The following is a 24,730-nucleotide window of genomic DNA, read 5'->3' as shown; positions in this document are numbered from 1 at the left end:
GTTTGTCAAAACGTGCCGGTGTCCGGGTCCGAATCGTTGTCCTGGGACCTTCAGGGGACCTTCAGGTGGCCCGGTACGACCCGTTCCGGTGGCGTTTGCGGGTGCAGAGTCAAGGTCGTAGAAAATCCCTTGAGCCACCCGGCGACGGCTCCTAGTGTGGGGATCAACCGGAAGGGAGGTGGTTCGGAAGTGATGACATACCGGACAGGTGAGGTGGCTGCGGGCTAGCGGCCTGCCACCGTAGAACCAGTGCGGTGCCGGACCAGCGCGCGATGCGTGTGCGCAGCCGGCCCAATCCCAAGCAGTCACCCGACCCGCGGGCCGCCGGTATTGTCCGGCCGGCTCCCCGCCGTCTCGTACGGCGGGGACCAAGGCCCGCGGGTCGTCTGCGTTTCCGGCCTTCTCGGCCTACTCAGCCCGCCAGGTCCGCGTAGCCCTCGATGTCGCGCGGGTCGCGCGAGCCGGGCCCGGTGTAGCGCGCGGACGGGCGCACCAGGCGGCCGGTGCGCTTCTGCTCCAGGATGTGCGCGCTCCAGCCCGCGGTCCTGGCACAGGTGAACATCGAGGTGAACATGTGCGCCGGCACCTCGGCGAAGTCCAGGACGATCGCCGCCCAGAACTCGACGTTGGTGGCGAGCACCCGGTCAGGGCGCCGGGCGTGCAGCTCCTCCAGCGCCGCCCGCTCCAGCGCCTCGGCGACCTCGAAGCGGGGTGCGGCGAGCTCCTTGGCGGTACGGCGCAGGACCCGCGCGCGGGGGTCCTCGGCGCGGTAGACGCGGTGTCCGAAGCCCATCAGGCGCTCGCCCTTGTCGAGGGCCTGCCGGACGTACGCCGCGGCGTCCCCGGTGCGCTCGATCTCCTCGATCATGCCGAGCACCCGGGACGGTGCGCCGCCGTGCAGCGGGCCCGACATGGCGCCGACCGCACCGGACAGGGCGGCGGCGACATCGGCCCCGGTGGAGGCGATGACCCGGGCGGTGAACGTCGAGGCGTTCAGGCCGTGTTCGGCCGCGGAGGTCCAGTACGCGTCGACGGCCTTGACGTGCCGCGGGTCGGGCTCGCCGCGCCAGCGGATCATGAACCGCTCGACGACGCTCTCGGCCTTGTCGATCTCGCGCTGCGGCACCATCGGAAGGCCCTGGCCGCGGGCGGACTGGGCGACGTACGACAGGGCCATCACGGCGGCGCGTGCCAGGTCGTCACGCGCGCGTGACTCGTCGATGTCGAGCAGCGGTTTCAGGCCCCAGACCGGGGCGAGCATGGCGAGCGCGGACTGCACGTCGACGCGGATGTCCCCGGAGTGCACCGGGATCGGGAACGGTTCGGCGGGCGGCAGGCCGGGCGCGAAGGCGCCGTCCACGAGCAGGCCCCAGACGTTCCCGAAGGAGACGTGGCCGACCAGGTCCTCGATGTCCACACCGCGGTACCTCAGGGCGCCCCCTTCCTTGTCCGGTTCGGCGATCTCCGTCTCGAACGCGACGACTCCCTCGAGACCGGGTACGAAGTCGGACATCAGGCGGCTCCTCATGAGTGGCGGCAGAGGGTGACTGCCGCGGCGACAGATGCATGGCTGACCACATGTCAGGAACAGGCGGCGGCCGGCCCGGATCCGCGGTCGGCCACCCTCGAGGAGTGACCTTTCTGCGACTCGCGGTCCTTTCCGGTCAACCGGGTCATGCCCCGTACGGCTGGAGGTCACCCAACCGGTACGCGGACAGGACGGGATCCTGGAGTGCCACACCCGAAGGAACCTGCGGCACTCAGTGCCATGAGACCACCTCTCGGGGGTCGGGGGCCAGCCATCGGGTGCGGCAGGATGAGCGGGTGACCGATCACCGCCATCCGGGCCGGGAGATTCCGGGGGACCTCCCCGATGCCGCCCCGCCCCCGCTCGACGGCCCCGAGCCACCGCCGTCCAGCCCCGCCGACCTGCACGACCCGGCCGTGATGCGCCGCCAGTACCGTGCCGAGGGTGTCGATCCCGCGGGGCTCGCGGCGGAGCCGATGGAGCAGTTCGGACGCTGGTTCGCGGAGGCCGCCCTGGCCGAGCGGAACGGCGGCCTCTACGAGCCGAACGCGATGGTCGTCTCCACCGCCGACGCCGACGGCCGCCCCAGCTCCCGCACCGTGCTCCTCAAGGCGTACGACGCGCGCGGGTTCGTGTTCTTCACCAACTACGAGTCCCGCAAGGCCCGCGAGATCGAGGTCAACGCGCGCGTGGCGCTGCTCTTCCCATGGCACTCGATGGCCCGTCAAGTCCTGGTCACCGGCGACGCCGAGCGGATCGGCCGGGACGAGACGGCACGCTACTTCCGCTCCCGGCCGCACGGTTCACAGCTCGGCGCCTGGGCCAGCCCGCAGTCCACGGTGATCGCCTCGCGGGAGGAACTGGACCGGGCGTACGCGGACCTCGCGGACCGCTACCCGACCGGTGAGCAGGTGCCGGTGCCGCCGCACTGGGGCGGGATCCGGGTGGTGCCCGACCAGGTGGAGTTCTGGCAGGGCCGGGAGAACCGCCTGCACGACCGGCTCAGGTACGCGCGCGTGCCGGGCGGTTGGACGGTGCAGCGGCTCGCGCCCTGAAACCGTCGCGGGTGCGGATCGGTCCAGGGAACGTGGGCAGTCCAGGGCGCGCGGGCGCTCCGGGGAGCGGTTCACTCCAGGGCGCGGTTCACTCCAGGGTGCGCTCGATGATGAGCGCCCACTCGCCGACGACGCGTTCGCGGCGCGCGGTGTCGTCCGTGAGGAGGTTGGCCAGACCGAGTCCGCGGGCCATGTCGAGCAGCCCCTGGACGGTCTCCCGTACGCCGGGGCGCTGTTCGTCGGCGGCGAGCAGTTCGACGGCGATGCGGTGGGTCTCGCGGCCGACGCGGGCCTCGAGTTCGGTCACGCGCGCGTGCAGCTGCGGTTCGTTGGAGGCGGCCACCCACAGCTGCAGGGCGGCGCGGAAGAACGGCCCGGTGTACAGGTCCACGAGCGCGTGCACGACGGCGGCACGCCCCTGCACGGGCAGTTCGCGCAGCGCCTGGGAGCGCTGCTCGGCGACGTACTCGACGGCCGCCGTGAACAGGTCCTCGCGGGTCGGGAAGTGGTGTTGCGCCGCCCCGCGCGAGACGCCGGCGCGTTCGGCGACGGCGGACACCGTGGAGCCCGCCCAGCCGTGCTCGGCGAGACAGCAGACGGCGGCCTCCAGGAGGCGCTGTCGGGTGGCGCGGCTGCGGTCCTGCTTGGGCGCGCGGTCGGCAGGGGTCACAGCACCCATCCGGGATCCCGTCGTTCGAGGAAGGCGGTCATGCCCTCGCGGGCGTCGGCGGACGCGAACAGCGTCGCGGAACGCTGCACGTAGTCCTCCGCGTGCTCGTCGAAGGCCTGCAGGACTCTAGCGGTGACAAGGCGCTTCGCGGCCGCCAGGCCCCCCGGTGCGGCCTTGCGGAACGCCTCGAGCACGGTGTCCAGGGCGGCGTCCACGTCGTCGGCGACCTCGGTGAGCAGACCGGCCGCCGCAGCCTGCCGGGCGTCGAAGCGTTCGCCCGTGAGGTAGTGGCGCTCGACCGCGCGCGGGTCCATGCGGGGCAGCAGGGTCAGCGAGATCACCGCGGGTGCCACTCCGATGCGTACCTCGGTGAGTGCGAAGTCGGAGCCGGGTGAGGCGAGTGCGAGATCGCAGGCGGCGAGCAGGCCGAGGCCGCCGGCCCGCACATGCCCGTCGACGCGCGCGACGACGGGCTTGGGCAGCTCCACGATCTGTCGCATGAGGGCGACGAACGCGTACGGGCTGCAGGGCTCCTTGAGGTCGGCGCCGGCGCAGAACGTCTCGCCGGTGTGGGTCAGGACGACGGCCCGCACGCGCGCGTCGCTGCCGCAGTCCGCGAGCGCCTTGGTGAGCGCCTCGACCAGCGGTCCCGACAGGGCGTTGCGGCGGGCCGGGGCGTCCAGAGTCAGGGTGCTGACGCCCCGGCTGTGACTGTGCTTGATCACGTGCTGTTCTCCCTGTCCGGGTATCTCTACGTTGAGCGGTTCTTTCGACGTTGAGCGGTTCTTTCGACGTTCAGGGGATCTCTCAACGTTCATGCTTCTCTCAACGTTGAGCGGATCCCTCAACGTTCATTGGCTCTCTCACCGTTCACGCAGTTCGCGGCGGAGGATCTTGCCGCTCGCGGCCCGCGGCACGGCCTCGACGAACTCGACGCGCCGGATCTTCTTGTACGGGCTGACGCGTTCGGCCACGTAGTCGGTGACGTCGCCCGCGGTGAGTCCACTGCCCGGCTGCGGGACGACGTAGGCCTTCGGCACTTCGTTGCCCTCCTCGTCGTAGACGCCGATCACCGCGGCGTCGGCGATGTCGCGATGGGTGAGCAGCAGCGCCTCCAGTTCGGCCGGCGCCACCTGGTAGCCCTTGTACTTGATGAGTTCCTTGACCCGGTCGACGACGAACAACCAACCGTCGTCGTCCACTTGGCCGATGTCCCCGGTGTGCACCCAGCCGTCCGCGTCGATCATGTCGGCGGTCGCCTGCGGCCTGCCCAGATAGCCCTTCATGACCTGAGGACCGCGGATGAGGATCTCGCCGCGCTCGCCGACGGGGACGTCCTCGGCCGGGTCGTCGAGGGACACGATGCGCATCTCGGTGGAGGCGATGAGTTTGCCGACGGTGCCGGGCGGCGGACTCTCGGCGCCCAGTGGCACGACGTGGGTGCCGGGCGAGAGTTCCGTCATGCCGTACGCCTGGCCCACCGGCGGCAGCCCGAGCCGCTCGGAGCAGGCCGCGGCGAGCCCGGCGTCCAGCGGGGCCGCGGCACTGAGGATGAACTTCAGCGAGGACAGGTCGTAGTCGGCGACGGCCGGGTGCTTGGCGAGGGCGAGCACGATCGGCGGGGCGACGTACAGGCCGGTGATGCGGTGCTTCTCGATGGCCGCGAGGAACGTGTCGAGTTCGAAGCGGGGCAGGACGACCACGGTGGCGCCGTGCCGCAGCGGGGCGTTCATCAGGGCGGTCAGGCCGTAGATGTGGAAGAACGGCAGGACCGCGAGGATCCGCTCACCCTCGCCGACCGGCATCGTCGGATACAGCTGGGCCAGGTTGGTGGCGATGGAACGGTGCGTGAGCATCACGCCCTTGGGCGTGCCGGTGGTGCCGGACGAGTACGGCAGGACCGCGACGTCCTCGGCCGGGTCGACGGCCACGGCCGGCTCCGGCGCGGTGGAGCCGATCAGGTCCAGGATGCTGCGGTGCCCCTCGGCCTGGTCGCAGACGAGGATCTCCCGGATGCCGCCGCAGATCTCGGCGGCCGCGCGGGCGGCGCCCAGGAGCGGGGACACGGTGACGATCCAGGTCGCCCCCGAGTCGGTGAGCTGCTTGGCGAACTCCTCGGGGGTGGCGAGGGGATGGACCGTGGTGACCGAGGCCCCCGCGCGCGTGGCCGCGAAAAAGACCGCCGGATAGGCGACCGTGTTGGGGCTGTGCAGGGCCAGCACATCGCCCTTGCCGAGACCGGACTCGGCAAGGGCGGCGGCGATCCGCCGGTGGAAGGTGTCCAGTTGGGCGTACGTGAAGGTGGTGCCGGCGACACCGTCGATCAGGGCCGGGGTGTCACCGAAGTCGGCGGCCCGGCCGAGCACGGCTTCGTGGATGGGCTCGTCGAGGACGGGGACGTCTGCGTACTGGCTGCGGAACACGGTCCCTCCAGGGGCGAACGGTGGCGGACGGGGACGGACGGGGCGAACCTTGCGGACATGACGAACCTTGCGTGCCTTGCGCGCCTCACCTGACCTGCGGTGCCGGCCCGGCCGCCCGGGGCCCTGTGCCGGACCCCGGCCGACAGGTGAGGCAAGACCGTACCCCCGTATGAGCCCCGTGCCGCCCGCCCGTACGCGGACGGTTCGGATCAGTCCGGGAGCGGCCTGTAGCGCCTCCCGAGGGCCGCGACGTCCCTGCCGGCCCCCTTGGCCCAGCGGCGCCGCGTACCCGCGCCGACGAGGTCCTGCAGCCGCGGCAGCCCCGGCGGCAGCGACCAGCGCTCCTCCTTGTCGATGTCGAACCAGTTGAGCAGGCGCAGATTCGGGAAGCGGCCGGCCTCCAGCTCCGCGATCATGGTCGCGATCCAGTCCGGCTTGTCGCCGCCGTCCTCGCTCGAGGCGAACTCCGGCAGCATGACGGGCTTTCGGGGGTCGATCGCGCGGGCGCGCGCGTAGGCGTCGGCGAACGTGTCGGCGAAGCTCTCCCAGTGGTCGACGTCCGGCTCCCAGGACGGTCCGAAGCCCCAGTTGTAGCCGTCGATCCCGATCCAGTCGACGTAGTCGCCGCCGGGGTAGGCGAGTTGCTCGTCGTTCCAGTCGGCGATCGGGGCGGGGCCGTTGTTGTAGGCCCAGCACCACTGGACGTTGAGGGCGCGCTGCGCCCGTACGATGCGGTGCACGCGCCGGTACGCCGCCACGTAGGCCTTCGGGTCCTGCCCGTTGTTGGCGACCGACCAGGGGTACCAGTCGCCGTTGAACTCGTGGCCCCAGCGCACCACCAGGGGTTTGCCGTAGCGGGCGAATTCTCGGCCGCGTGCGGCTATGTAGTCGTCCCAGTCGCCGTCGTTGATGGCGGCGAGGGTGATCTGCCCGGGGTCGGTGAGCGGCAGTTCCGGGTCCCAGGGCTCCCAGGTGTAGTGCGGCAGCACGTGCCGGCGCCACAGCGCCCGCGCCGTGTCGACGGGGAACGGGACCTGCCTGCTCCAGCTGTCGAACCACATGACACTGGCGGGCACCGCGCCGAAGTCGGCGAGCGCGCCGTCCGGGACGGTCGACTGGTCGGGGACCTCGCGGAACAGGCCGAAGTAGCGGTCCTGGTCCGGCAGCGGACCCGTGACGGGCCGCGGACGTGCACCGGGACGCGGCCGTGCACCGGGAAGCGGCCGTGCCGGCGCGGCCGCGGCGACCGGTGCGCCGGCGACACCGGCGACGGCGGCGGCCGTCACCGGGACGGCGCCGAGCAGAGTACGTCGGGACATCGAGCGGTCGTGCGGGATCTTCATGGTGAGGGTTCCCGATTCGTGTGAAGACGTCAGAGACCGAGCGCTCGGAGCGACGGGCACAAGCGGAACGAGTCGCTCTCAGGAGTGGCGCGAGACTAACCTGAGAGCGCTCTCACGAACAGGGAGCCGACGCCCGCACCACGTCCCGGTCCCCGCGTCCTCAGTGCGTGCTCGGTGCGTACTCAGTACGTACTCAGTACGACTTGGGCAGCCCCAGAGTCTGATGGGACACGTAATTGAGGATCATCTCCCGGCTGACGGGCGCGATCCGCGCCACCCGGGACGCGGTGATCAGCGAGGCCAGGCCGTACTCCCGCGTGAGCCCGTTCCCGCCCAGTGTGTGCACGGACTGGTCCACGGCCCGCACACAGGCCTCCGCGGCCGCGTACTTGGCCATGTTGGCGGCCTCACCCGCCCCCACGTCGTCACCCGCGTCGTAGAGATGCGCCGCCTTCTGCATCATCAGGCGGGCCAGCTCCAGATCGATGTGCGCCTGCGCCAGGGGATGCGCGATCGCCTGATGGCTGCCGATCGCGGCGTCCTTCCACACACTGCGCTCCTTCGCGTACGACACGGCACGCTCCAGCGCGTAGCGGCCCATGCCGACGGCGAAGGCGGCGGTCATGATGCGCTCCGGATTCAGACCGGCGAACAGCTGCAGCAGCCCCGCGTCCTCCTCCCCGACCAGCGCGTCGGCGGGCAGCCGCACCTCGTCCAGGACCAGCTCGAACTGCTTCTCCGCAGCCTGCAGTTCCATGTCGATCGCATTCCGCGCGAAACCCTCGGCCTCCCGCGGGACGATGAAGAGGCACGGCTTGAGCCGCCCCGTGCGGGCGTCCTCCGTGCGGCCGACGATCAGGGTGGCGTCCGCGATGTCGACACCGGAGACGAACACCTTGCGACCGGTGAGCACCCAGGAATCGCCGTCCCTGCGCGCGGTGGTGGTGATCCGGTGGGAGTTCGATCCGGCATCGGGCTCGGTGATGCCGAACGCCATGGTGAGGCTGCCGTCCGCGAGCCCCGGCAGCCACTGACGCCGCTGCTCCTCGGTACCGAAGCGGGAGATGACCGTGCCACAGATCGCGGGCGACACGACCATCATCAGAAGCGGACAGCCGGCGGCACCCAACTCCTCGAGGACTATGGACAGTTCCGCGATTCCGCCACCCCCGCCGCCGTACTCCTCGGGCAGATTGACCCCCAGGTAGCCGAGCTTCGCGGCGTCCGCCCACAGTTCGGTGGGGTGGCCGCCGTCCCGTACGAGGCGGGTCACGTAGTCGCGTCCGTAGCGCTTGCCGAGGGCGGCGACGGCGGCCCTGAGGGCCTGCTGCTCCTCGGTCTCCACGACGGTGCCGGGGGTGCTCATACGGGGTCCTCCTGTGCGTCGGTGGGTGCGGCATCGGTTGCGGCATTCGGTGCGTCGGCAGCTGTGCCGTCCGGTACGGAGACATCAGCAGCTGTGCCGCCCGGTACGGAGACACCGTCCGGTTCGACGACGGCGAGCAGCGTGCCGACCTCGACCTGGCGGCCGGGAGCGGCATGCAGGGCGGTGAGCGTGCCGGTGACCGGCGCGACGATGCGGTGCTCCATCTTCATCGCCTCCAGCCACAGCAGCGGCGTGCCCGCCCGCACCGCGTCACCGGCGGCCAGACCGTCCGCGACCCGGACGACGGTGCCGGGCATCGGGGCGAGCAGCGACCCCGGAGCACGCTGCTCCACAGGGTCGGCGAAACGAGGCAGCGCGACGAAGGTCCACGCGCGCGTGGAGCTGTCCACGAACACCCGGTCCGGACCCCGTCCCCGCTCCTCTCCCCCGTGCCGTACGACATGGAACTCGTGCCGTACGCCGTCGACTTCGAGCACCGTCCGCCCGGCCTCCGAGCCGACGAGACGGACGCCGGGATGCCCTTCGATCCCGTCCCGGGTGATCCGGTAGCCGACCTCGAACTCGGCGCCGTCCGGCTCACTGCGATAGCTCTTCGTCTGCAGGGCGGACGGCAGATTGCGCCAGCCGCCGACTCCGAGGCGGGAGCGGCCCTGCCCGTCCGCGAGCGCCGCCGCCAGCGCCGCACACCGGTCCATGCCGTCGTCGTCCGCCCGCGCGGTCAGCCCGTCCAGATGCCGGTCGTAGAAGCCGGTGTGCACCTCGCCCGCGAGGAACTCCGGATGCCGCAGGCTGCGCACCAGCAGCTCGCGGTTGGTGACCGGCCCGTGGATCCGGGTGCGTTCCAGGGCGCCCGCGAGCCGGCGTGCGGCCTCGGCGCGGGTCGCGCCATGGGCGACGACCTTGGCCAGCATCGGGTCGTAGTGCACACCGATCTCGTCGCCGCCGGCATACCCGGAGTCGACCCGGATGCCGTCCCCGTCCAGCGGCACATCGAAGCGGTGCAGCACACCGGCCTGCGGCGCCCAGCCGCGCGCAGGATCCTCGGCGTACAGACGGGCCTCGATCGCATGCCGCCCCGAGGGCGCCGGCGGAGCCTCCGGCAGCCGGGCCCCCTCGGCGACACGCAGCTGCCACGCCACCAGATCGATGTCGAACACGGCCTCGGTGACCGGGTGTTCCACCTGCAGCCGGGTGTTCATCTCCAGGAAGTACGCACGCCCGTCGGCGACCAGGAACTCCACCGTGCCGGCGCCCGCATAGTCGATGGCCTTCGCCGCGGCGACCGCGGCCCGCTCCATCTCCCGCTCCAGCGCCTCGCCGAGGCCCGGCGCCGGCGCCTCCTCGACGACCTTCTGATGCCGCCGCTGCAGCGAACAGTCACGCGTACCGAGCGTCCACACGCCGCCCTGACCGTCCGCGAGGATCTGCACCTCGACATGCCGGCCACGCTCCACATACGGCTCGACGAACACCCGCCCGTCACCGAAGGCGCTCTCCGCCTCCGCGCTCGCCGCCTTCAACTCTCCCGGCAGCGCGTCGAGTTCCCGTACGACCCGCATACCGCGCCCGCCGCCGCCCGCCGACGCCTTCACCAGAACCGGCAGATCACCTGCCGTCACCGCCTCGGGATCGAGCGCATCGAACAGCGTCAGCCCCGCATCCCGCATGATCCGCTTGGCGTCCGTCTTGTACGCCATCGCCTCGATCGCGGCAGGCGGCGGACCGATCCACACCAACCCGGCGTCCAGGACCGCACGCGCGAACTCCGCGTTCTCGGAAAGGAATCCATACCCCGGATGCACCGCGTCCGCTCCCGCCGCGAGCGCCGCCCGCACCAGCAGATCGCCCCGCAGATACGTCTCTCCCGGCGCACTGCCCGCCAGCCGCACAGCCGTGTCCGCCTCCCGTACGTGCAGAGCCTGGGCATCCGCATCCGAATACACCGCCGCCGTGGCGATGCCCAGCTCCCGGCAGGTGCGGAAGATGCGGCAGGCGATCTCGCCGCGATTGGCGACCAACACCCTTCGAAGCATGCGCACTTCAGTCACGTGGTCCCTCACATCCGGAAGACGCCGAAGCCGCCGCGCGCGCCCTCCACGGGCGCGTTGTGGATCGCGGACAGGCACAGGCCGAGAACGGTGCGTGTGTCGCGGGGATCGATGACCCCGTCGTCGTAGAGCCGCCCGGACAGGAACATCGGCAGCGACTCCGACTCGATCTGCTGCTCCACCATCGCCCGCAGCCCCGCGTCCGCCTCGTCGTCGTACGGCTGCCCCTTCGCAGCCGCCGACTGCCGGGCCACGATCGACAGGACACCCGCCAGCTGCTGCGGCCCCATCACGGCGGACTTCGCACTGGGCCAGGCGAACAGGAACCTCGGGTCGTACGCGCGCCCGCACATCCCGTAATGGCCCGCCCCGTAGGAGGCGCCCATCAGGACCGACAGATGCGGGACACGGGAGTTCGAGACCGCGTTGATCATCATCGCGCCGTGCTTGATGATGCCGCCCTGCTCGTACTCCTTGCCGACCATGTAACCGGTCGTGTTGTGCAGGAAGAGCAGCGGAATGTCGCGCTGGTTCGCCAACTGGATGAACTGGGCGGCCTTCTGCGACTCCTCGCTGAACAACACCCCGCGCGCATTGGCGAGCACCCCCACCGGATAGCCGTGCAGCTCGGCCCACCCCGTCACCAGGCTCGGCCCGTACAACGGCTTGAACTCGTCGAAGTCCGAACCGTCCACGATCCGGGCCACCACCTCATGCGGGTCGAAGGGGACCTTCAGGTCCTCCGGCACGATGCCGAGAAGCTCCTCCTCGTCGTACTTCGGCGGAGCCCCCGGAGCCGGATCGGCCTGCGCCTTGCGGTGGTTGAGGCGCGCCACCACCCGGCGGGCCTGCCGCAGGGCGTCGGGTTCGTCGGCGGCCAGATAGTCCGCGAGACCGGACACGCGCGCGTGCATCCCGGCGCCACCGAGCGACTCGTCGTCGCTCTCCTCGCCGGTGGCCATCTTGACCAGCGGCGGACCACCGAGGAACACCTTCGCCCGCTCCTCGACCATGATCACGTGGTCGCAGAGCCCCGGCACATACGCACCGCCCGCCGTGGAGTTGCCGAACACCACCGCGACGGTGGGGATACCGGCCGCGGACGACTGCGTGAGGTGCTTGAAGAGCGCACCGCCCGGGATGAAGATCTCCTTCTGGCTGGGCAGGTCCGCGCCGCCCGACTCCACGAGATGGATGGACGGCAGACGGTTCGCGTAACTGATCTCGTGGGCGCGGAAGGCCTTCTTCAAGGTCCAGGGGTTGCTGGCCCCGCCGCGCACGGTCGGGTCGTTGGCGGTGATCAGGCACTCGACGCCCTCGACCACACCGATGCCGGTGACCATCGAGGCACCGACCGGATAGTCGCTGCCCCAAGCGGCCAGCGGAGACAGCTCGAGGAACGGGGTGTCCGGGTCGAGGAGCAGCTCGATCCGCTCGCGGGCCAGCAGCTTGCCGCGCTTGCGGTGCCGCGCCACATACTTCTCGCCGCCGCCGGCCAGCGCCTTGGCGTGCTCGGCGTCGAGCTCGGCGAGCCTGCCGAGCATCGCCTCGCGACGCTCGGCGAACTCCGGCGCGGCGGGGTCGAGCGCGGTGGGCAGTACGGTCACGGGGATCCCTTCGGGGTGGCTGGGCGGACAGTGGGATCGGCCGAGGCTCGGAGGGTCACGGGCCGTCGGTCCACAGCAGCTGCTCCGGGACGTCCACATGCCGCGAACGGAGCCACTCACCCAGCCCCTTGGCCTGCGGATCGAAGCGGTGCTGGGCGGCGACGCCCTCACCGAGCAGCCCCTCGACCACGAAATTGACCGCCCGGAGCCGGGGGAAGAGATGCCTGGTGATGGTCAACTCGGCGGTCTCGGGCAGCAGTTCGCGGAGCGTCTCGACCGTGAGCGCATGGGCCAGCCAGCGCCAGGCGGCGTCCGTACGCACCCACACCCCGATGTTGGCGTCCCCGCCCTTGTCGCCGCTGCGGGCCCCGGCGACCGCACCCAGCGGCACGCGGCGCACCGGCCCCGGCGGAAGCGGTTCGGGCAGCGGCGGAGCGGGCACGGGGGCGAGCTCCCGGGTGCTTACGGGGTCGGGGACGGCCAGGCGGCCCCCGTCGGGGAGTACGGCCACATGCCGCACGGCGTCCCGCTCGACGTACCGGGCCTCGAAAACCCCGTACGGGGAACCCTTTCCGGGCGGGGCGGTCAGATGGAAGCCCGGGTAGCCGGCCAGACCGAGCTCGACAGCGGCACTGGTCAGCCGGCGGCCCACTGCCTCCTGCTCGGGGTCGCGCACCACGAGCCGGAGCAGCGCACTCGCGGTCTCCTCGGTGGAAGCGTCGGGACGATCGGTACGTGACAGCTCCCAACTGACGTGCGCTGGGGGGTGTTTGGCCAGGGCATCCGCCAACTGCGCCTTGACCAGCGCCGCCTTGGCCTCGATGTCCAGGCCGGTGAGCACGAACACGATCTCGTTGCGCCAACCACCCAGCCTGTTCAGACCGGTCTTGAGCGTCGGCGGCGGAGGCTCACCCTCGACCCCGGCGACACGGACCCGGTCCGGCCCCTCCTGAGTGAGGGTCACCGAGTCGAGTCGGGCGGTGACGTCGGGGCCCGCATACCGGGCACCACCGGTCTCGTACAGGAGTTGGGCGGTGACGGTGTCCACGTCGACGAGGCCGCCCGTGCCGGGATGCTTGGTGATGACGGCCGAGCCGTCGGCGTGGATCTCGGCGAGCGGGAAGCCGGGGCGACGCAGATCGCGGCCCGCCGCCAGAGCCTCGGCGAAGAAGGCGTAATTGCCGCCGGTGGCCTGGGTGCCGCACTCGAGGACATGGCCGGCCACGACGGCTCCGGCGAGGGCGGCTTCGTAGGAGGTGGGGGTGGAGGTGGACTTGGAGGCGGACGTGGACATGGAGGTGGAGGGTGTGGTGCGGTCCCGTGCAGGGGACGTGGTGCGGTGTGGGGCGGTGTCGCGGTCCCAGTCGAACCACCAGGCGGCCGGGCCGGTGACCAGGGCCGCGTCGGTCACCCGGCCGGTGACCACGACGTCGGCACCGGCCCGCAGACAAGCGGTGATGCCCTCGCCGCCCAGGTAGGCGTTCGCCGTCAGGACGCCCTCGCCCCAGCCGCCGCGCGCCAGCAGATCGTCACCCTCCACGTGCGCCACCCGCGCGGGGACGCCGGCCCGCCCGGCGAGTTCCCGTACGGCGGAGGCGAGGCCCGCCGGGTTGAGCCCCCCGGCATTCGTCACGATGCGTACGCCACGCTCGTGCGCCAGACCGAGACAGTCCTCCAACTGCCGCAGGAACGTCTTGGCGTACCCGAGCCCGGGGTCGCGCAGGCGGTCGCGGCCGAGGATCAGCATGGTCAGCTCGGCCAGGTAATCCCCGGTGAGCACGTCGAGTTCACCACCGCTGAGCATCTCCCGTACGGCCTCGAAACGGTCACCGTAGAAGCCGGAGGCATTGCCTATGCGCAGGGGGCGGACGGCGTTGTCGACGCCGGCGGAGTCGGCGTCGCTCATCGTCCGCCGTCCTCTGGGGCGGTGGGGTCGGCAGCGGCTGTGCCGTCCGTCGTGTGCGCGGTCTTCGGTGCACGTCCCTGCCCGGGCGGGCCCGCGAAGGCCTGGGCGATGTCCAGCCACCGGTCCGCCTCGGCCCCATCGGCCCGCAGGGCCAGGTCGTCCCGGTGGGCACGCTGGGTGACCAGGAGGCAGAAGTCGAGCGCCGGCCCGGTCACGCGCTGAACTGCGTCCGGCGGACCGTACGTCCACGGCTCACCGCCGTCCGGCGCGGCCAGCTCGATACGGAACTCGGCTTCGGGAGGCGTCAGTTCCCGCACCACGTAGGCGTAGTCACGGGCACGTACGCCGATGCGTGCGACGTGCCGGAGCCGCGCCGTGGGCACCCGCCGCACCGCGAAGGCGTCGGCCACGTCCTGCCCGTGCGCCCAGGTCTCCATCAGGCGCGCGGTCGCCATCGAGGCGACACTCATCGGCGGCCCGTACCAGGGACAACGGGTGCCGGGCGGGGCCTCGCGCAGCGCCAGCTGCAGCGCCTCACGGCCGTGCCGCCAGCGCGCGAGCAGCTCGTCGGGTGGCAGTACCGCGCCTCGCTCGGCGCCCTCGTCGACGAATTCGTGCGGCGCCGCGAGCGCCTTCTCGACCTCCTTGGCGAAGGCGTCCGGGTCGGTCACGGCGACCAGGGCCACCTCGTCCGTCCAGGCGAGATGGGCGATCTGATGGGTGACCGTCCACCCCGGCGCAGGGGTGGACCGCGCCCAGTCAGCCGGACTCAACTCCCCTACGAGAGCGTCGAGTTCCGCACTCTCCGCACGCAGATCGTCGAGCACGGGAACGGGGTCGGCCACGGCGCACTCCCCTCACGGGACGTCGTTGTGCGGCGAGCATGGCAGCTGCCGGGACGATAAACAAGCACGCGTGCTTGAAACCCTCCCCGGGGCCCTCCCCCTCACCCCTCCACGTACGAACCGTCGACCACGCTGCAGTCGTCCAACTCCTCGAGGACGTCGTCGAGATAGTCGATGAAGCCGTGTGCCGTGGGGCCGCTCGGGCCCACCTCGTGGTCCATGTCGAGGAGTTGGCCGCGGGTGCCGCCGGGGCCCGGGGCGAGGTCTATCACCGCGCCGTTCCCCGCGCCGTCGGCGTCGATGCAGATCCAGCCCTCGTTCCACCAGCCCGGCTGTACGGCCCGCTCCGCGTCCTCCAGGTCCTCGTCGTCCTCCGGGTCGTGGTGCGAGCGCTTGTCGAAGCTGCCGTCCGCGAGGAGCTCGCGCCATATCCCGGTCTCCTTGACGATGCCCGCGCAGGACAACAGGGTGCCGCCCGGCCAGCCGTCCTCCTCGGTCCCGTCGTGCAGCTCGAGGGATCGCTTCAGCTCCTCGGGCAGTGTCACCCCCAGCTCCTGCTCGACCCCGGCGATCGCCTCCGGGGAGGCCGGCCCGCGCAGCAGGTGCGCGCCGCCCTCCTGCGCGTACCACTCCTCCAGTTGCCGCCACTGCTCCGCGAGGACTTCCTCGACTCGCCCCGCCGCTCGCCTCGTCATGTGCTCTCCCCCGGTAACGCATCGAATCTGCCCTTGCGCGACCGGTCGGGCAGTCCGCCGCGCATGCGGCTCACCGCACTCGCAGCCGTGGCGACTGCGTGTCCCGACCGTCAGGAGCGATCCTCACACACGGCACGGACATCGCTCCGTGCCTGTGGATAACTTCCGGACCCGGCATCGGCCCTCGACAGAATCAGCCTGCGGCGTCGGCGGACTCAGCCTCCGGCGGTGGGGCGCTCGGCCCGCTCCCGCCTCCCCTTCGACCGTCCGACCTGGGTGCGTACCGCGCCCATGCTGGCGGCGATGACGAGCGCGATGGCCAGAGCCTGGGTCGCGGAGAGCGCCTGGTCCAGGACGAGGAAGCCGGCCGTCGCGGCGAAGGCGGGCTCCAGGCTCATCATGATCGCGAAGGTGGAGGCCGGGAGTCGCCGCAGGGCGAGGAGTTCGAGGGTGTACGGCAGTACGGAGGACAGCACCGCGACGCCGACGCCGAGTGCCAGGGTCGTCGGCACGAGCAGCTTGGAGCCGGATTCGGCGATGCCGAGGGGCAGGCTGAGCAGGGCCGCGACTCCCATGGCGAGCGCGAGGCCGTCCGCCTGCGGGAAGCGGCGGCCGGTCTTGGCGCTGAAGACGATGTACGCCGCCCACATCGCGCCGGCGCTCAGGGCGAACGCGGCGCCGACCGGGTCGAGCGACTCGAACCCGCCGCCGCTGAGCAGGAAGACGCCCGCGAGCGCGAGTGCCGCCCACAGGGCGTTCACCGCGCGGCGTGAGGCGATGACGGACAGGGCGAGCGGTCCGAGCACTTCGAGGGTCACGGCCGCGCCGAGCGGGATGCGGTCGGCCGCTTGGTAGAAGAGCGTGTTCATGGCGCCCATCACGACGCCGAAGGTGACGACGGTGCCCCAGTCGGCGCGGCTGTGCCCGCGCAGCTTGGGTCGGCAGACGATCAACAGCACGACGGCCGCTGCGACGAGGCGGATCGTGACCACGCCGAGGGCCCCGGCCCGCGGCATCAGGGACACGGCGAGCGCGCCGCCGAACTGCACGGACAGGCATCCGGTGAGGACGAGTCCCACGGGGCCGAGGGTGGAGCCTCGCAGCCGGCGCAGTCCTGTGGCGCTTGCGGGCCGATCGGTGCCGGCCGTGTCCACGACGCCGGCCGCCTCCGGCTGTGCGACGGCGGCCCCGGCGGCCGCCTCTGCGGCGCCCGCCTCGGGAGCGATCCCGCCCGTGACCGGCCCGCCGGTCTGCCTCCCTGCGTCCACTGGAGCCTTTCCCTTCGCTGCACTGCTCACTTCACTGCACACATGTCACGCCGCCGGCGCTGCCACGTCTCTGGCGCCGTCACGCCGCCGGCACTTGGCGCTGTCACGTCTCCGGTGCTGTCGCCGAGCACAACGTAGAACACTGTAGTGAACTCCACGATCCATTGCACTGGACTATTCGAGCACCCCGTTCCACCCCGCTTCCACCGCCTTCCCACGCTACGGACTCCCGCGCGGCACGTGAAATGCCGACCGCGACCCGGTTATGCTCCGCACGCATGAGCGCCACGACCAGCGGCAACGACCACGCCGGCGCCGGCCAGGTCGAGCTCCGCCACCTGCGCTGCTTCCTCGCCATCGCCGAGGAGCGCAACGTCACCCGCGCCGCCGAGCGCCTCCGCCTCACCCAGCCCGCCGTCTCCCGCACCCTCGCCGCCCTCGAACGGGCCCTCGGCGTACGCCTGGTGGACCGCAGCACACACCATCTGGCGCTCACTCCGGAGGGCCGCGCGTTCCAGGACCGTGCCACCGCCGCGGTCGCCGCCTTCGAGGACGCCCTCGCGGCCGGCCGTACCGCACGCCGGCCGCTGCGGCTCGGGCACGCCTGGTCCGCGGCCGGCCCGTACACCACTCCGCTGCTGCGACGCTGGCGCGAGGCCCACCCCGACGTGCCCCTCGAACTCCTGCGCATCGACGACCGTACGGCGGGACTGACCCGCGGCGAGGTCGACGCCGCGCTGCTGCGGGGCACCGTCGACGCCCCGGGCCTGGTCACCGAACTGCTCTACACCGAGGCCCGGGTGGCGGCCCTGCCTGCCGACGACCCGCTGGCCGACCGCGACCGGCTCTCGCTCGCCGACCTCACGGACCGCACCATCGCCCTGAACACCGTCTCCGGCACGACCACCCTCGACCTGTGGCCGGCCGCGATCCGCCCCAAGGAGGCGATCACGGTGGCCAACACGGACGACTGGCTCGTCACGATCGCCGCGGGCCGCGCGGTGGGCATCAGCGCGACGGCCACCATCGGCATGCACCAGTACCCGGGCGTGGTCTACCTGCCGCTGACCGACGCCCCCGAGGTCCCCGTCGTCCTCGCCCGCCGGGACACCCCCGGCCACCCGTCCGTCCCCGAACTCACCGCCCTGATCCACAAGATCGCCCACAGCTGACGGCCTCGACCGCGTCCTGGGTGCCGATGCACGGATCGTACGAGTCCTTCTCACCGCCTCCGACACCACCACCCGCGGATGCCGGTCGGGCGGGGCGGTGAGGGCGCTCGTGACACTTCTACTCGGTACGGCCGGTCCACTCGGTACGACCTGCGCCGGGCTGGGAGCGATCCAGGGCTTCCGCAAGGATCTCCGCCAGGTGCCGGGCGCCGCGGCCGTCGCCGAGTTGTTCCAGTTGGGTGCGGCAGGAGAAGCCGTCGGCGAGTACGGAGGTGGCCGGGCCGGCGGCGCGTACCGCGGGCAGGAGTTGGTCCTCGGCGCAGGCGCGGGAGACTTCGAAGTGGCCGGGTTCGAAGCCGAAGTTGCCGGCCAGGCCGCAGCAGCCGCCGGTCAATTCGCCGGTCAGGCCCGCCTTTTCGCGTAGGGCGCGGTCCGCCCTGTCGCCGAGTACGGCGTGCTGGTGGCAGTGGGTCTGGCCGGTGACCTCGCGGTCGAGGCGGGGTGGCTGCCAGTCGGGGGCGAGTTCCTCGATGGTCTCGGCGAATGTCCGGACGGAGGCGGCGAGGCGGTGGGCCCTCGGGTCGTCGCCGAGGAGTTCGGGCAGATCTGCCTTGAGGGCCGCCGCGCAGCTCGGCTCCAGGACCACCAGGGGCCTGTCCGGCGGGACACGGTCGAGGGTGCGGCGCATGACGTCGCGGGCGAGGTCGAGCTGGCCGGTGGAGACGTAAGTGAGGCCGCAGCACACGCCCTTGGGAGGCAGGATCACGGAGAGGCCCGCATCCTCGAGGACTCGCACCGCGGCCCGGCCGACCGAGGGTGAGAGGTGGTCGGTGAAGGTGTCGGGCCACAGGACGACGGTCGGGGTGCCGTCCTCGCGGCGGGTCGCGCCGCGCCTCTCGTACCAGCGGCGGAACGTGACCGGGGCCAGGCGTGGGATGTCGCGTTCGGGTGCGATGCCGCCGAGGCGTTTGGCGAGGGCGGCGAGCGGGCGCAGGCGCAGGGCCGCGTTCGCCGGGCGGGCGAGGCGCAGGGTGGCCGCGGCGCGCAGCCAGCGTGGCAGGCGTCCCATGGAGTAGTGCGCCATGGGACGCCGCCGGCCCTTGTAGTGGTGGTGCAGGAACTCGGCCTTGTAGGTGGCCATGTCGACGCCGACCGGGCAGTCGCTGCGGCAGCCCTTGCAGGACAGGCACAGATCGAGCGCGTCATGCACCTCGGTGGAGCGCCAGCCGTCGGTGACGACCTCGCCGGCGAGCATCTCGTGCAGCAGTCGGGCGCGGCCGCGGGTGGAGTGCTCCTCCTCGCCGGTGGCGCGGAACGACGGGCACATGACGCCCGAAGTCGTCGTCGTGTTGCGGCATTTGGCGACTCCTACGCAGCGGCGTACGGCGGCGGAGAAGTCGCCGTTGTCGTGCGGATAGCCGAAGGCGACGTCGACGGGGCCGCGGGGCAGCGGGTCGAAGCGCAGGTGGGAGTCGAGGGGTTCGGGGCGTACGAGGATGCCCGGGTTGAGGCCGTCGTCGGGGTCCCAGAGGCCCTTGACGCGCTCGAAGAGGCGGACCAGGTCCTTGCCGTACATGGCGGGCAGCAGCTCGGCGCGTGCGATGCCGTCGCCGTGCTCGCCGGAGAGTGATCCGCCGTGGGCGACGACGAGTCCGGCCAGGGCCTGGGAGAACTCCCTGAAGCGCGCGATACCGGGCTTGCTGAGCAGGTCGAAGTCGATGCGTACGTGGATGCAGCCGTCGCCGAAGTGCCCGTACGGGGTGCCGCGCAGGCCGTGTTCGGCGAGCAGGGCCCTGAAGTCGCGGAGATAGGCGCCCAGTCGGGCGGGCGGCACGGCACAGTCCTCCCAGCCGGGCCAGGCCTCCGAGCCGTCGGGCATGCGGGTGGCCGTGCCGGAGGCGTCCTCGCGCACCCGCCACAGGGCCCGCTGCCCGGCCGGGTCGGTGACGACGACCGAGTCCAGTACGTCCGCGGCCCGCACGATCGCATCGGCACGCGCGCGTGCCTCGTCCCGGCTGTCGCCGCCGGTCTCCACGAACAGCCAGGCGCCGCCGCGCGGCAGGCCCTGGGCGTCGCCCACCAGGTCGGCGGCCATGCCTTCCACGGTGAGCGGCCCGTACGGCAACAGTCCGGCCGCGGCTTCCGCTGCCGCGCTCTCGTCGGAGTAGCCCAGTACGGCGAGGGCACGCGCGCGTGGAGCCTCGACGAGTTTGACGGTGGCCTCGGTGAGGACGGCGAGGGTGCCTTCGCTGCCGCAGTACGCGCGCGCGAGGTCGATGCCGTTCTCGGGGAGCAGGGCGTCGAGTGCGTAGCCGGAGATGCGGCGCGGGAGGTCGGGGAATCCGGTGCGCAGCAGGGCGAGTTCGGACTCGGCGAGGGCGCGCAGGCCGTCCGGGGCGCCGTCCCAGCCTCGGCCGAGGCGCCGGGGGGCGCCGCCGCCGTAGGTGGCCACGGTGAGGTCGTGGACGTTGTCCGCGGTCGTGCCCCAGGCCACGGAGTGGCTGCCGCAGGAGTTGTTGCCGATCATTCCGCCGAGGGTGCAGCGGCTGTGGGTGGACGGGTCGGGGCCGAAGGTGAGGCCGTGCGGGGCGGCCGCGGTGCGCAAGGTGTCGAGGATCAGGCCGGGCTGGACGACCGCGGTGCGCTCGGCGGGATCGAGGGCGAGGAGGCCGTCCATCCAGCGCGTGAAGTCCAGGACCACGCCGGTGCCGGTCGCCTGGCCGGCGATGGAGGTGCCGGTGCCGCGGGGGACCACGGGGACGCGGTGGTTGCGGCAGATCGCCAGGGTGGCTTCCACGTCGGTGGTGTCGCGCGGGGCGACCGTGCCGAGGGGGACGCGGCGGTAGTTGGAGGCGTCCATGGTGGTGAGGGCGCGGGCGGTGGGGCGGAAGTCGACGGTGCCGCGGAGTTCCGTGCGGAGGCTGCGCTCCAGGGCTGCGGTGTCCATGTTGTCCAGCGTGCCAGTCCCTTGGCAGGGGGCCTTGTCCTCAAACGCCGGACAGGCTTGAAAAGTGTCGACCCGTCCGGGTCGAAAGGTGCCCTGGGCGCGTGCCGCCTCGGGGCCCCGGACAGGATCAAAAGATGTCCTCAAACGCCGGACGGGCTGGAAGTACCGGACGGGCTGGAGATCCTGGAGGTGTCCGCAGGGCCGACAGTCGGGGTGAGGCGCCAGGCGGCGCTCTCCTGGGCCTCGTGCCAGAACGTGGCGAAGCGGCCTCCCATGGTGAGGAGTTCGTCGACCGTGCCGTCCTCGGTGATCTCACCGTCCTCGAGGAACAGGACCCGGTCCGCGCCACGGACCGTCGCGGGACGGTGGGTCACGATCACCCGGGTGCGGGGCAGGTGGTCGGCGGACAGAGCGGACGCCACGGCCGCCTCGTTCTCCGTGTCGAGCGCGCTGGTGGCCTCGTCGACGAGCAGTACGGGCGCCGGTTTGAGCAGGGCGCGGGCGATGCCGACCCGCTGCCGTTCGCCGCCGGAGAGTGCCGTGCCGCCCTCACCCACCCTGCTGTCCGCACCGTCGGGAAGCCGGGCGGCGAGCTCGTCCACCCGGGCCAATCGCAGGACCTGCTCCACGCGCGCGTGGGCCGCATCCGGGTCGCCGGCCATGACGTTCTCCCGGACCGTCCCGTCGAACAGATAGGAGTGCTGGAAGACCATGCTGGTCAGCGACCGCCGGTGGGTGTCCTGAAGTGTCGTGGTGTCGACGCCGTCCGCGAGTACGCGACCACGGGTCGGTGTGTGCAGTCCGGCGAGCAGCGCGAGGACCGTGCTCTTGCCGGACCCCGAAGGGCCGACGATCGCGGTCGTGGTGCCGGATTCGAGGGTGAGGTTCAGGCCGCGCAGCACGGGCTCGCCGGCCACGGCACCGTCGCCCCCGTCCCCGTCCCCGTACGCGAAGTGGACGTTCTCCAGTTGGAGTCGGGGCGCGCCGTCCCGGCCGGGTGCCGCGGTGCCGGCGGGTGTCGTCGGCGCGGTGAGGACGGACCGGATCCGGTCGAGCGTGGAGCGGATCGTCTCGACGGCCGGGGCGAGCTCGGCGAGCGTCGTGAACGGCTCCAGATAACGCACGACGACCACGATCAGGGCCACGGCCTCCGGGGCCGTCAGATCGCCGCGTACGGTCAGCACGGCGGCGACCCCGGCGAGCGCCACGAGGGCCGCCTGGCCGGCCAGTCCGAACAGCACCTGCCCGGGCACCTGGAGCAGCAGGAGTCGCATCGTGGAGCCGTGCTGCTGCTCGAGGGCGCGCCCCACATGGCTGCGGGCCGGCTCGACGCGGCGGGCGGCGCGCAGCGCCTGCTGGGTGCCGGCGAACTCCACCAGGCGCTCGGTCAGTGCGCTGTTGGTCTCCGCGGCGAGCGCGTCCGCGCGGCGGGTGATCCGCCCGGACGCCCACAGGGCGCCGAGCAGCACCGGCACCCCGGCAGCGGCGGCGAGGCCCAGCTGCCAGGCGACCGGCACCAGGGCGACGGCGATCGCCGCGGGCAGCAGTACGGCTCCGATCAGCGGGGTGAGCAGATTGGCGAACATGCCCACCAACTCCGGTCCTCCGGAGGCGATCGCGGACCGTGCGGTCGGGACGTTGCCGGCGGCGAGCCAGCTCAGGCGGACCCGGGTCAGACGGTCGGCGACATCGTGCTGGACGCCGTCGAGCAGCGCGAATCCCAGGTCGAAGCCGAGCCGTGCGGCCGCCGTGTCGACGACCCAGCCGACCGCGGTCACCGCGGTCAGTGCGCCGAGCCAGGGCAGCGCGGCGGCCGGATCGGCGCCGAACAACTCCCGTACCAGCGGCACCAGAAGCACCACGCCTCCCGCGCGGAGCAGCACCGAGAGCAGGGCGAGGACGGCGTAGGCGGCGGCGCGGGAGCGCCGGTCCGCGGGCAGCAGCCACAGCAGCGAGCGGATCATGAGGCGGCTCCTTCGGCCACGGTGGTACCGGTCGGGGCGCCGGTGGCCGAGCCGGACGTCGTCGCTGCGGCTGCGGAGCGCCCGCCGCCCGACTCCCAGAGCCGGCGGTAACGGCCGTCCGCAGCGAGGAGTTCGGCGTGGCTGCCGGTCTCGGCGACCCGGCCGCCGTCGAGTACGACGATGCGGTCCACGCCGGTGACGGTGTGCAGGCGGTGCGCGACGACCAGGACGGTGCGGTCCCGGGTGAGCCGGTCGAGGGCGCGCTGCAGGAGGTACTCGGACTCGGGGTCGGCGAATGCGGTGGCCTCGTCGAGGACGAGTACCGGGGTGTCGGCGAGGATGGCACGGGCGATGGTGAGCCGTTGGCGTTCGCCGCCGGACGGTTGAACGCCCTCCCCGATGACGGTGTCGTAGCCGTCCGGGAGCCGCACGATCCGGTCGTGGATCCGGGCGTCCCGGGCCGCCGCCTCGACCTGTGCGTCGGACGCGTCCGGTACGGCGAGCGCGATGTTCTCCCGTACGGTGCCCCGCACCAGTTGGACGTCCTGGAGAACGAAGCCCACGCGCGCGTAGAGCTCGTCCGCGGTCAGCGACCTGATGTCCTTGCCGTCGATCCGGATGGCCCCCTCGTCGACGTCGTGGAAGCGTGCGAGGAGCGCGGCGAGCGTGGACTTGCCCGCTCCCGAGGGGCCGACGAGCGCGGTCACCGTCCCGGGGCGCAGCTCGAGCGACACGTCCCGTACGACGGGGACTCCCGGCCGGTATCCGAAGGTGACCCGCTCGAAGGCGACGTGCCCGGCGCGTTCGCCGCCGTCGGCCCCCTCGGCACCGTCCGTGCCGGCGTCCGGATCCGCCGCGGCTGCGCTCGTCGCGAGCTCCCGGTCGTCCAGGGTGGTGGCGATGGAGCGGGCCGCAAGGGTGCCGTCGCGCAGCCCGGCGAGGCCGTAGCCGATGCCGAGCAGGCGGGCGCCGAAGGTCGTGCCGAGCAGCAGGAACGGCAGCAGGTCCACCGGTGCCATCCGGTCGGCGACGACGAGGAGCGTGCCGGTGGTGGCGATCAGCCACAGGAACGTCGACGGCCGGGTGGCCAGGTCCATGAAGGTCTTCTTGCCGATGAACGGCCGCTGCCAGTCACCGAGGAACTCCAGATACGCGTCCAGGCGCCGCCGGAAGACGGAGGCCGTGGCGCCGCCGAACACCCGGACCACGGGCTGCCCTTCGAGATAGGCGCCGGCTTCGCCGCCCATGCGCTCGGCCCGGCGCGGGGCCTCGGCGATCTTCGGCCCCGACTGGACCATCATGATCGACATGGTCACGACGTACACCAGGATCGGTACGAGCAGCACGAGGGCGGGCCGCCAGTCCACGCTGAACAGATAGCCGAGCACCGCGAGCGGCGCGACGACCGCCGCGACGGCGTCCGGCACGGCGTGCGTGACCAGATAGTGCAGGGCCAGGGTGTCGTCCTGGACGACCTTCTTGGTGCCCGCCGAGCCGCGGGCGGTGAACCAGCCGAGCGGAAGGCGGGCGAGCTTGCCGAGCAGCCGGGCGCGCAGCACGCGCGCGTGGCGGGCGTCCACGGCGTGCAGCCACAGGGTCAGTGCGGCGGCGAGCGCGGTGCCCGCGCCGAGCAGGACGAGCGCCAGGATGCCGACCGTCCGCAGCCGGGCTTCCGGTTCTCCGTCCAGGAGCCGCCTGGCCAGCTCCACGAGCAGGACGTACGGGGCGAGTTGGAGCAGAGTGATCACGGCCTGCAGGACTCCGGCGAGCACCAGCTTGCGCCGGACGGGCGCGAGGAGCCGGCCGGCCGCCTGCGACCGCCACCGGCCGGCGGCGGGCTCCGGTTCGGGCGCCGCTGCCGCTCCGGCCGGC

At 72.2% G+C, this 24,730-nt stretch carries 17 protein-coding genes; 2 read left to right on the top strand and 15 right to left on the bottom strand.

Annotated features, from left to right (window positions below):
• Positions 1 to 412 precede the first annotated feature (412 nt).
• Positions 413 to 1,513 (bottom strand): citrate synthase 2, encoded by a 1,101-nt coding sequence (locus tag DY218_RS12385; protein ID WP_128556027.1) that lies wholly within the window; start codon positions 1,511 to 1,513, stop codon positions 413 to 415.
• A gap of 434 nt (positions 1,514 to 1,947) precedes the next feature.
• Here DY218_RS12385 and pdxH point away from each other — a divergent pair, with 434 nt between their 5' ends.
• On the top strand, positions 1,948 to 2,583 hold the full coding sequence (pdxH, locus tag DY218_RS12380; RefSeq protein WP_128556071.1) for a pyridoxamine 5'-phosphate oxidase: 636 nt from the start codon (positions 1,948 to 1,950) through the stop codon (positions 2,581 to 2,583).
• A gap of 88 nt (positions 2,584 to 2,671) precedes the next feature.
• On the opposite strand, the gene DY218_RS12375 is transcribed toward pdxH, so the two are convergent.
• The 11 genes from DY218_RS12375 to DY218_RS12325 form a co-directional block, all read right to left on the bottom strand.
• Complete coding sequence (locus tag DY218_RS12375; protein ID WP_128556026.1) at positions 2,672 to 3,262, bottom strand: TetR/AcrR family transcriptional regulator; 591 nt, start codon at positions 3,260 to 3,262, stop codon at positions 2,672 to 2,674.
• On the bottom strand, positions 3,250 to 3,978 hold the full coding sequence (locus DY218_RS12370) for an enoyl-CoA hydratase family protein (protein ID WP_233521558.1): 729 nt from the start codon (positions 3,976 to 3,978) through the stop codon (positions 3,250 to 3,252). The genes DY218_RS12375 and DY218_RS12370 overlap by 13 nt, the downstream gene beginning before the upstream one ends.
• Before the next feature lie 138 nt (positions 3,979 to 4,116).
• The gene (locus DY218_RS12365) at positions 4,117 to 5,676 is read right to left on the bottom strand and encodes a 4-coumarate--CoA ligase family protein (protein WP_128556024.1); all 1,560 of its coding nucleotides are present in this window, start codon (positions 5,674 to 5,676) and stop codon (positions 4,117 to 4,119) included.
• 209 nt (positions 5,677 to 5,885) lie between these two features.
• Entirely contained in the window at positions 5,886 to 7,019 is a 1,134-nt protein-coding gene (locus DY218_RS12360; protein ID WP_128556023.1) for a glycoside hydrolase family 26 protein, read from the bottom strand.
• 193 nt (positions 7,020 to 7,212) lie between these two features.
• Positions 7,213 to 8,385 (bottom strand): acyl-CoA dehydrogenase family protein, encoded by a 1,173-nt coding sequence (locus DY218_RS12355; RefSeq protein ID WP_128556022.1) that lies wholly within the window; start codon positions 8,383 to 8,385, stop codon positions 7,213 to 7,215.
• Positions 8,382 to 10,439 carry an acetyl/propionyl/methylcrotonyl-CoA carboxylase subunit alpha gene (locus DY218_RS12350; protein WP_128556021.1) on the bottom strand — a complete coding sequence of 686 codons (2,058 nt, stop codon included), beginning with the start codon at positions 10,437 to 10,439 and terminating at the stop codon, positions 8,382 to 8,384. The genes DY218_RS12355 and DY218_RS12350 overlap by 4 nt, the downstream gene beginning before the upstream one ends.
• A gap of 23 nt (positions 10,440 to 10,462) precedes the next feature.
• On the bottom strand, positions 10,463 to 12,061 hold the full coding sequence (locus tag DY218_RS12345) for an acyl-CoA carboxylase subunit beta (protein ID WP_128556020.1): 1,599 nt from the start codon (positions 12,059 to 12,061) through the stop codon (positions 10,463 to 10,465).
• Positions 12,062 to 12,116: 55 nt separating this feature from the next.
• The gene (locus DY218_RS12340) at positions 12,117 to 13,967 is read right to left on the bottom strand and encodes an acyclic terpene utilization AtuA family protein (protein WP_128556019.1); all 1,851 of its coding nucleotides are present in this window, start codon (positions 13,965 to 13,967) and stop codon (positions 12,117 to 12,119) included.
• Positions 13,964 to 14,812 (bottom strand): TIGR03084 family metal-binding protein, encoded by an 849-nt coding sequence (locus DY218_RS12335; protein ID WP_128556018.1) that lies wholly within the window; start codon positions 14,810 to 14,812, stop codon positions 13,964 to 13,966. Before DY218_RS12335 ends, DY218_RS12340 begins: the two co-directional genes overlap by 4 nt.
• A gap of 101 nt (positions 14,813 to 14,913) precedes the next feature.
• Complete coding sequence (locus DY218_RS12330; protein WP_128556017.1) at positions 14,914 to 15,507, bottom strand: SMI1/KNR4 family protein; 594 nt, start codon at positions 15,505 to 15,507, stop codon at positions 14,914 to 14,916.
• Between the two features lie 215 nt (positions 15,508 to 15,722).
• Positions 15,723 to 16,733 (bottom strand): EamA family transporter, encoded by a 1,011-nt coding sequence (locus DY218_RS12325; RefSeq protein ID WP_128556070.1) that lies wholly within the window; start codon positions 16,731 to 16,733, stop codon positions 15,723 to 15,725.
• Positions 16,734 to 17,053: 320 nt separating this feature from the next.
• Here DY218_RS12325 and DY218_RS12320 point away from each other — a divergent pair, with 320 nt between their 5' ends.
• Complete coding sequence (locus DY218_RS12320; protein WP_233521557.1) at positions 17,054 to 17,947, top strand: LysR family transcriptional regulator; 894 nt, start codon at positions 17,054 to 17,056, stop codon at positions 17,945 to 17,947.
• Between the two features lie 118 nt (positions 17,948 to 18,065).
• On the opposite strand, the gene DY218_RS12315 is transcribed toward DY218_RS12320, so the two are convergent.
• The 3 genes from DY218_RS12315 to DY218_RS12305 form a co-directional block, all read right to left on the bottom strand.
• A complete protein-coding gene (locus DY218_RS12315) occupies positions 18,066 to 20,894 on the bottom strand; it encodes an FAD-binding and (Fe-S)-binding domain-containing protein (RefSeq protein ID WP_128556015.1) in 2,829 nt (942 codons plus the stop codon).
• A gap of 140 nt (positions 20,895 to 21,034) precedes the next feature.
• The gene (locus DY218_RS12310; RefSeq protein WP_128556014.1) at positions 21,035 to 22,858 is read right to left on the bottom strand and encodes an ABC transporter ATP-binding protein; all 1,824 of its coding nucleotides are present in this window, start codon (positions 22,856 to 22,858) and stop codon (positions 21,035 to 21,037) included.
• Positions 22,855 to 24,730: ABC transporter ATP-binding protein (locus DY218_RS12305; protein WP_147336138.1), on the bottom strand; the 1,876-nt coding region annotated here is incomplete at its 5' end. The genes DY218_RS12310 and DY218_RS12305, both read right to left, overlap by 4 nt.

It is taken from the genome of Streptomyces triticagri, assembly GCF_003429565.1.
Classification (GTDB): domain Bacteria; phylum Actinomycetota; class Actinomycetes; order Streptomycetales; family Streptomycetaceae; genus Streptomyces; species Streptomyces triticagri.
The sequence above is the reverse complement of the archived record's forward strand: the minus strand, read 5'-3'. Positions and strand labels throughout refer to the sequence as shown.

Coding starts and splice junctions, on each gene's coding strand:
- DY218_RS12385 (WP_128556027.1), bottom strand. CDS start 1,513: ATGTCCGACTTCGTACCCGGTCTCGAGGGAGTCGTCGCGTTCGAGACG.
- pdxH (WP_128556071.1), top strand. CDS start 1,948: ATGCGCCGCCAGTACCGTGCCGAGGGTGTCGATCCCGCGGGGCTCGCG.
- DY218_RS12375 (WP_128556026.1), bottom strand. CDS start 3,262: ATGGGTGCTGTGACCCCTGCCGACCGCGCGCCCAAGCAGGACCGCAGC.
- DY218_RS12360 (WP_128556023.1), bottom strand. CDS start 7,019: ATGAAGATCCCGCACGACCGCTCGATGTCCCGACGTACTCTGCTCGGC.
- DY218_RS12355 (WP_128556022.1), bottom strand. CDS start 8,385: ATGAGCACCCCCGGCACCGTCGTGGAGACCGAGGAGCAGCAGGCCCTC.
- DY218_RS12350 (WP_128556021.1), bottom strand. CDS start 10,439: ATGCTTCGAAGGGTGTTGGTCGCCAATCGCGGCGAGATCGCCTGCCGC.
- DY218_RS12340 (WP_128556019.1), bottom strand. CDS start 13,967: ATGAGCGACGCCGACTCCGCCGGCGTCGACAACGCCGTCCGCCCCCTG.
- DY218_RS12330 (WP_128556017.1), bottom strand. CDS start 15,507: ATGACGAGGCGAGCGGCGGGGCGAGTCGAGGAAGTCCTCGCGGAGCAG.
- DY218_RS12320 (WP_233521557.1), top strand. CDS start 17,054: ATGAGCGCCACGACCAGCGGCAACGACCACGCCGGCGCCGGCCAGGTC.
- DY218_RS12315 (WP_128556015.1), bottom strand. CDS start 20,894: ATGGACACCGCAGCCCTGGAGCGCAGCCTCCGCACGGAACTCCGCGGC.
- DY218_RS12310 (WP_128556014.1), bottom strand. CDS start 22,858: ATGATCCGCTCGCTGCTGTGGCTGCTGCCCGCGGACCGGCGCTCCCGC.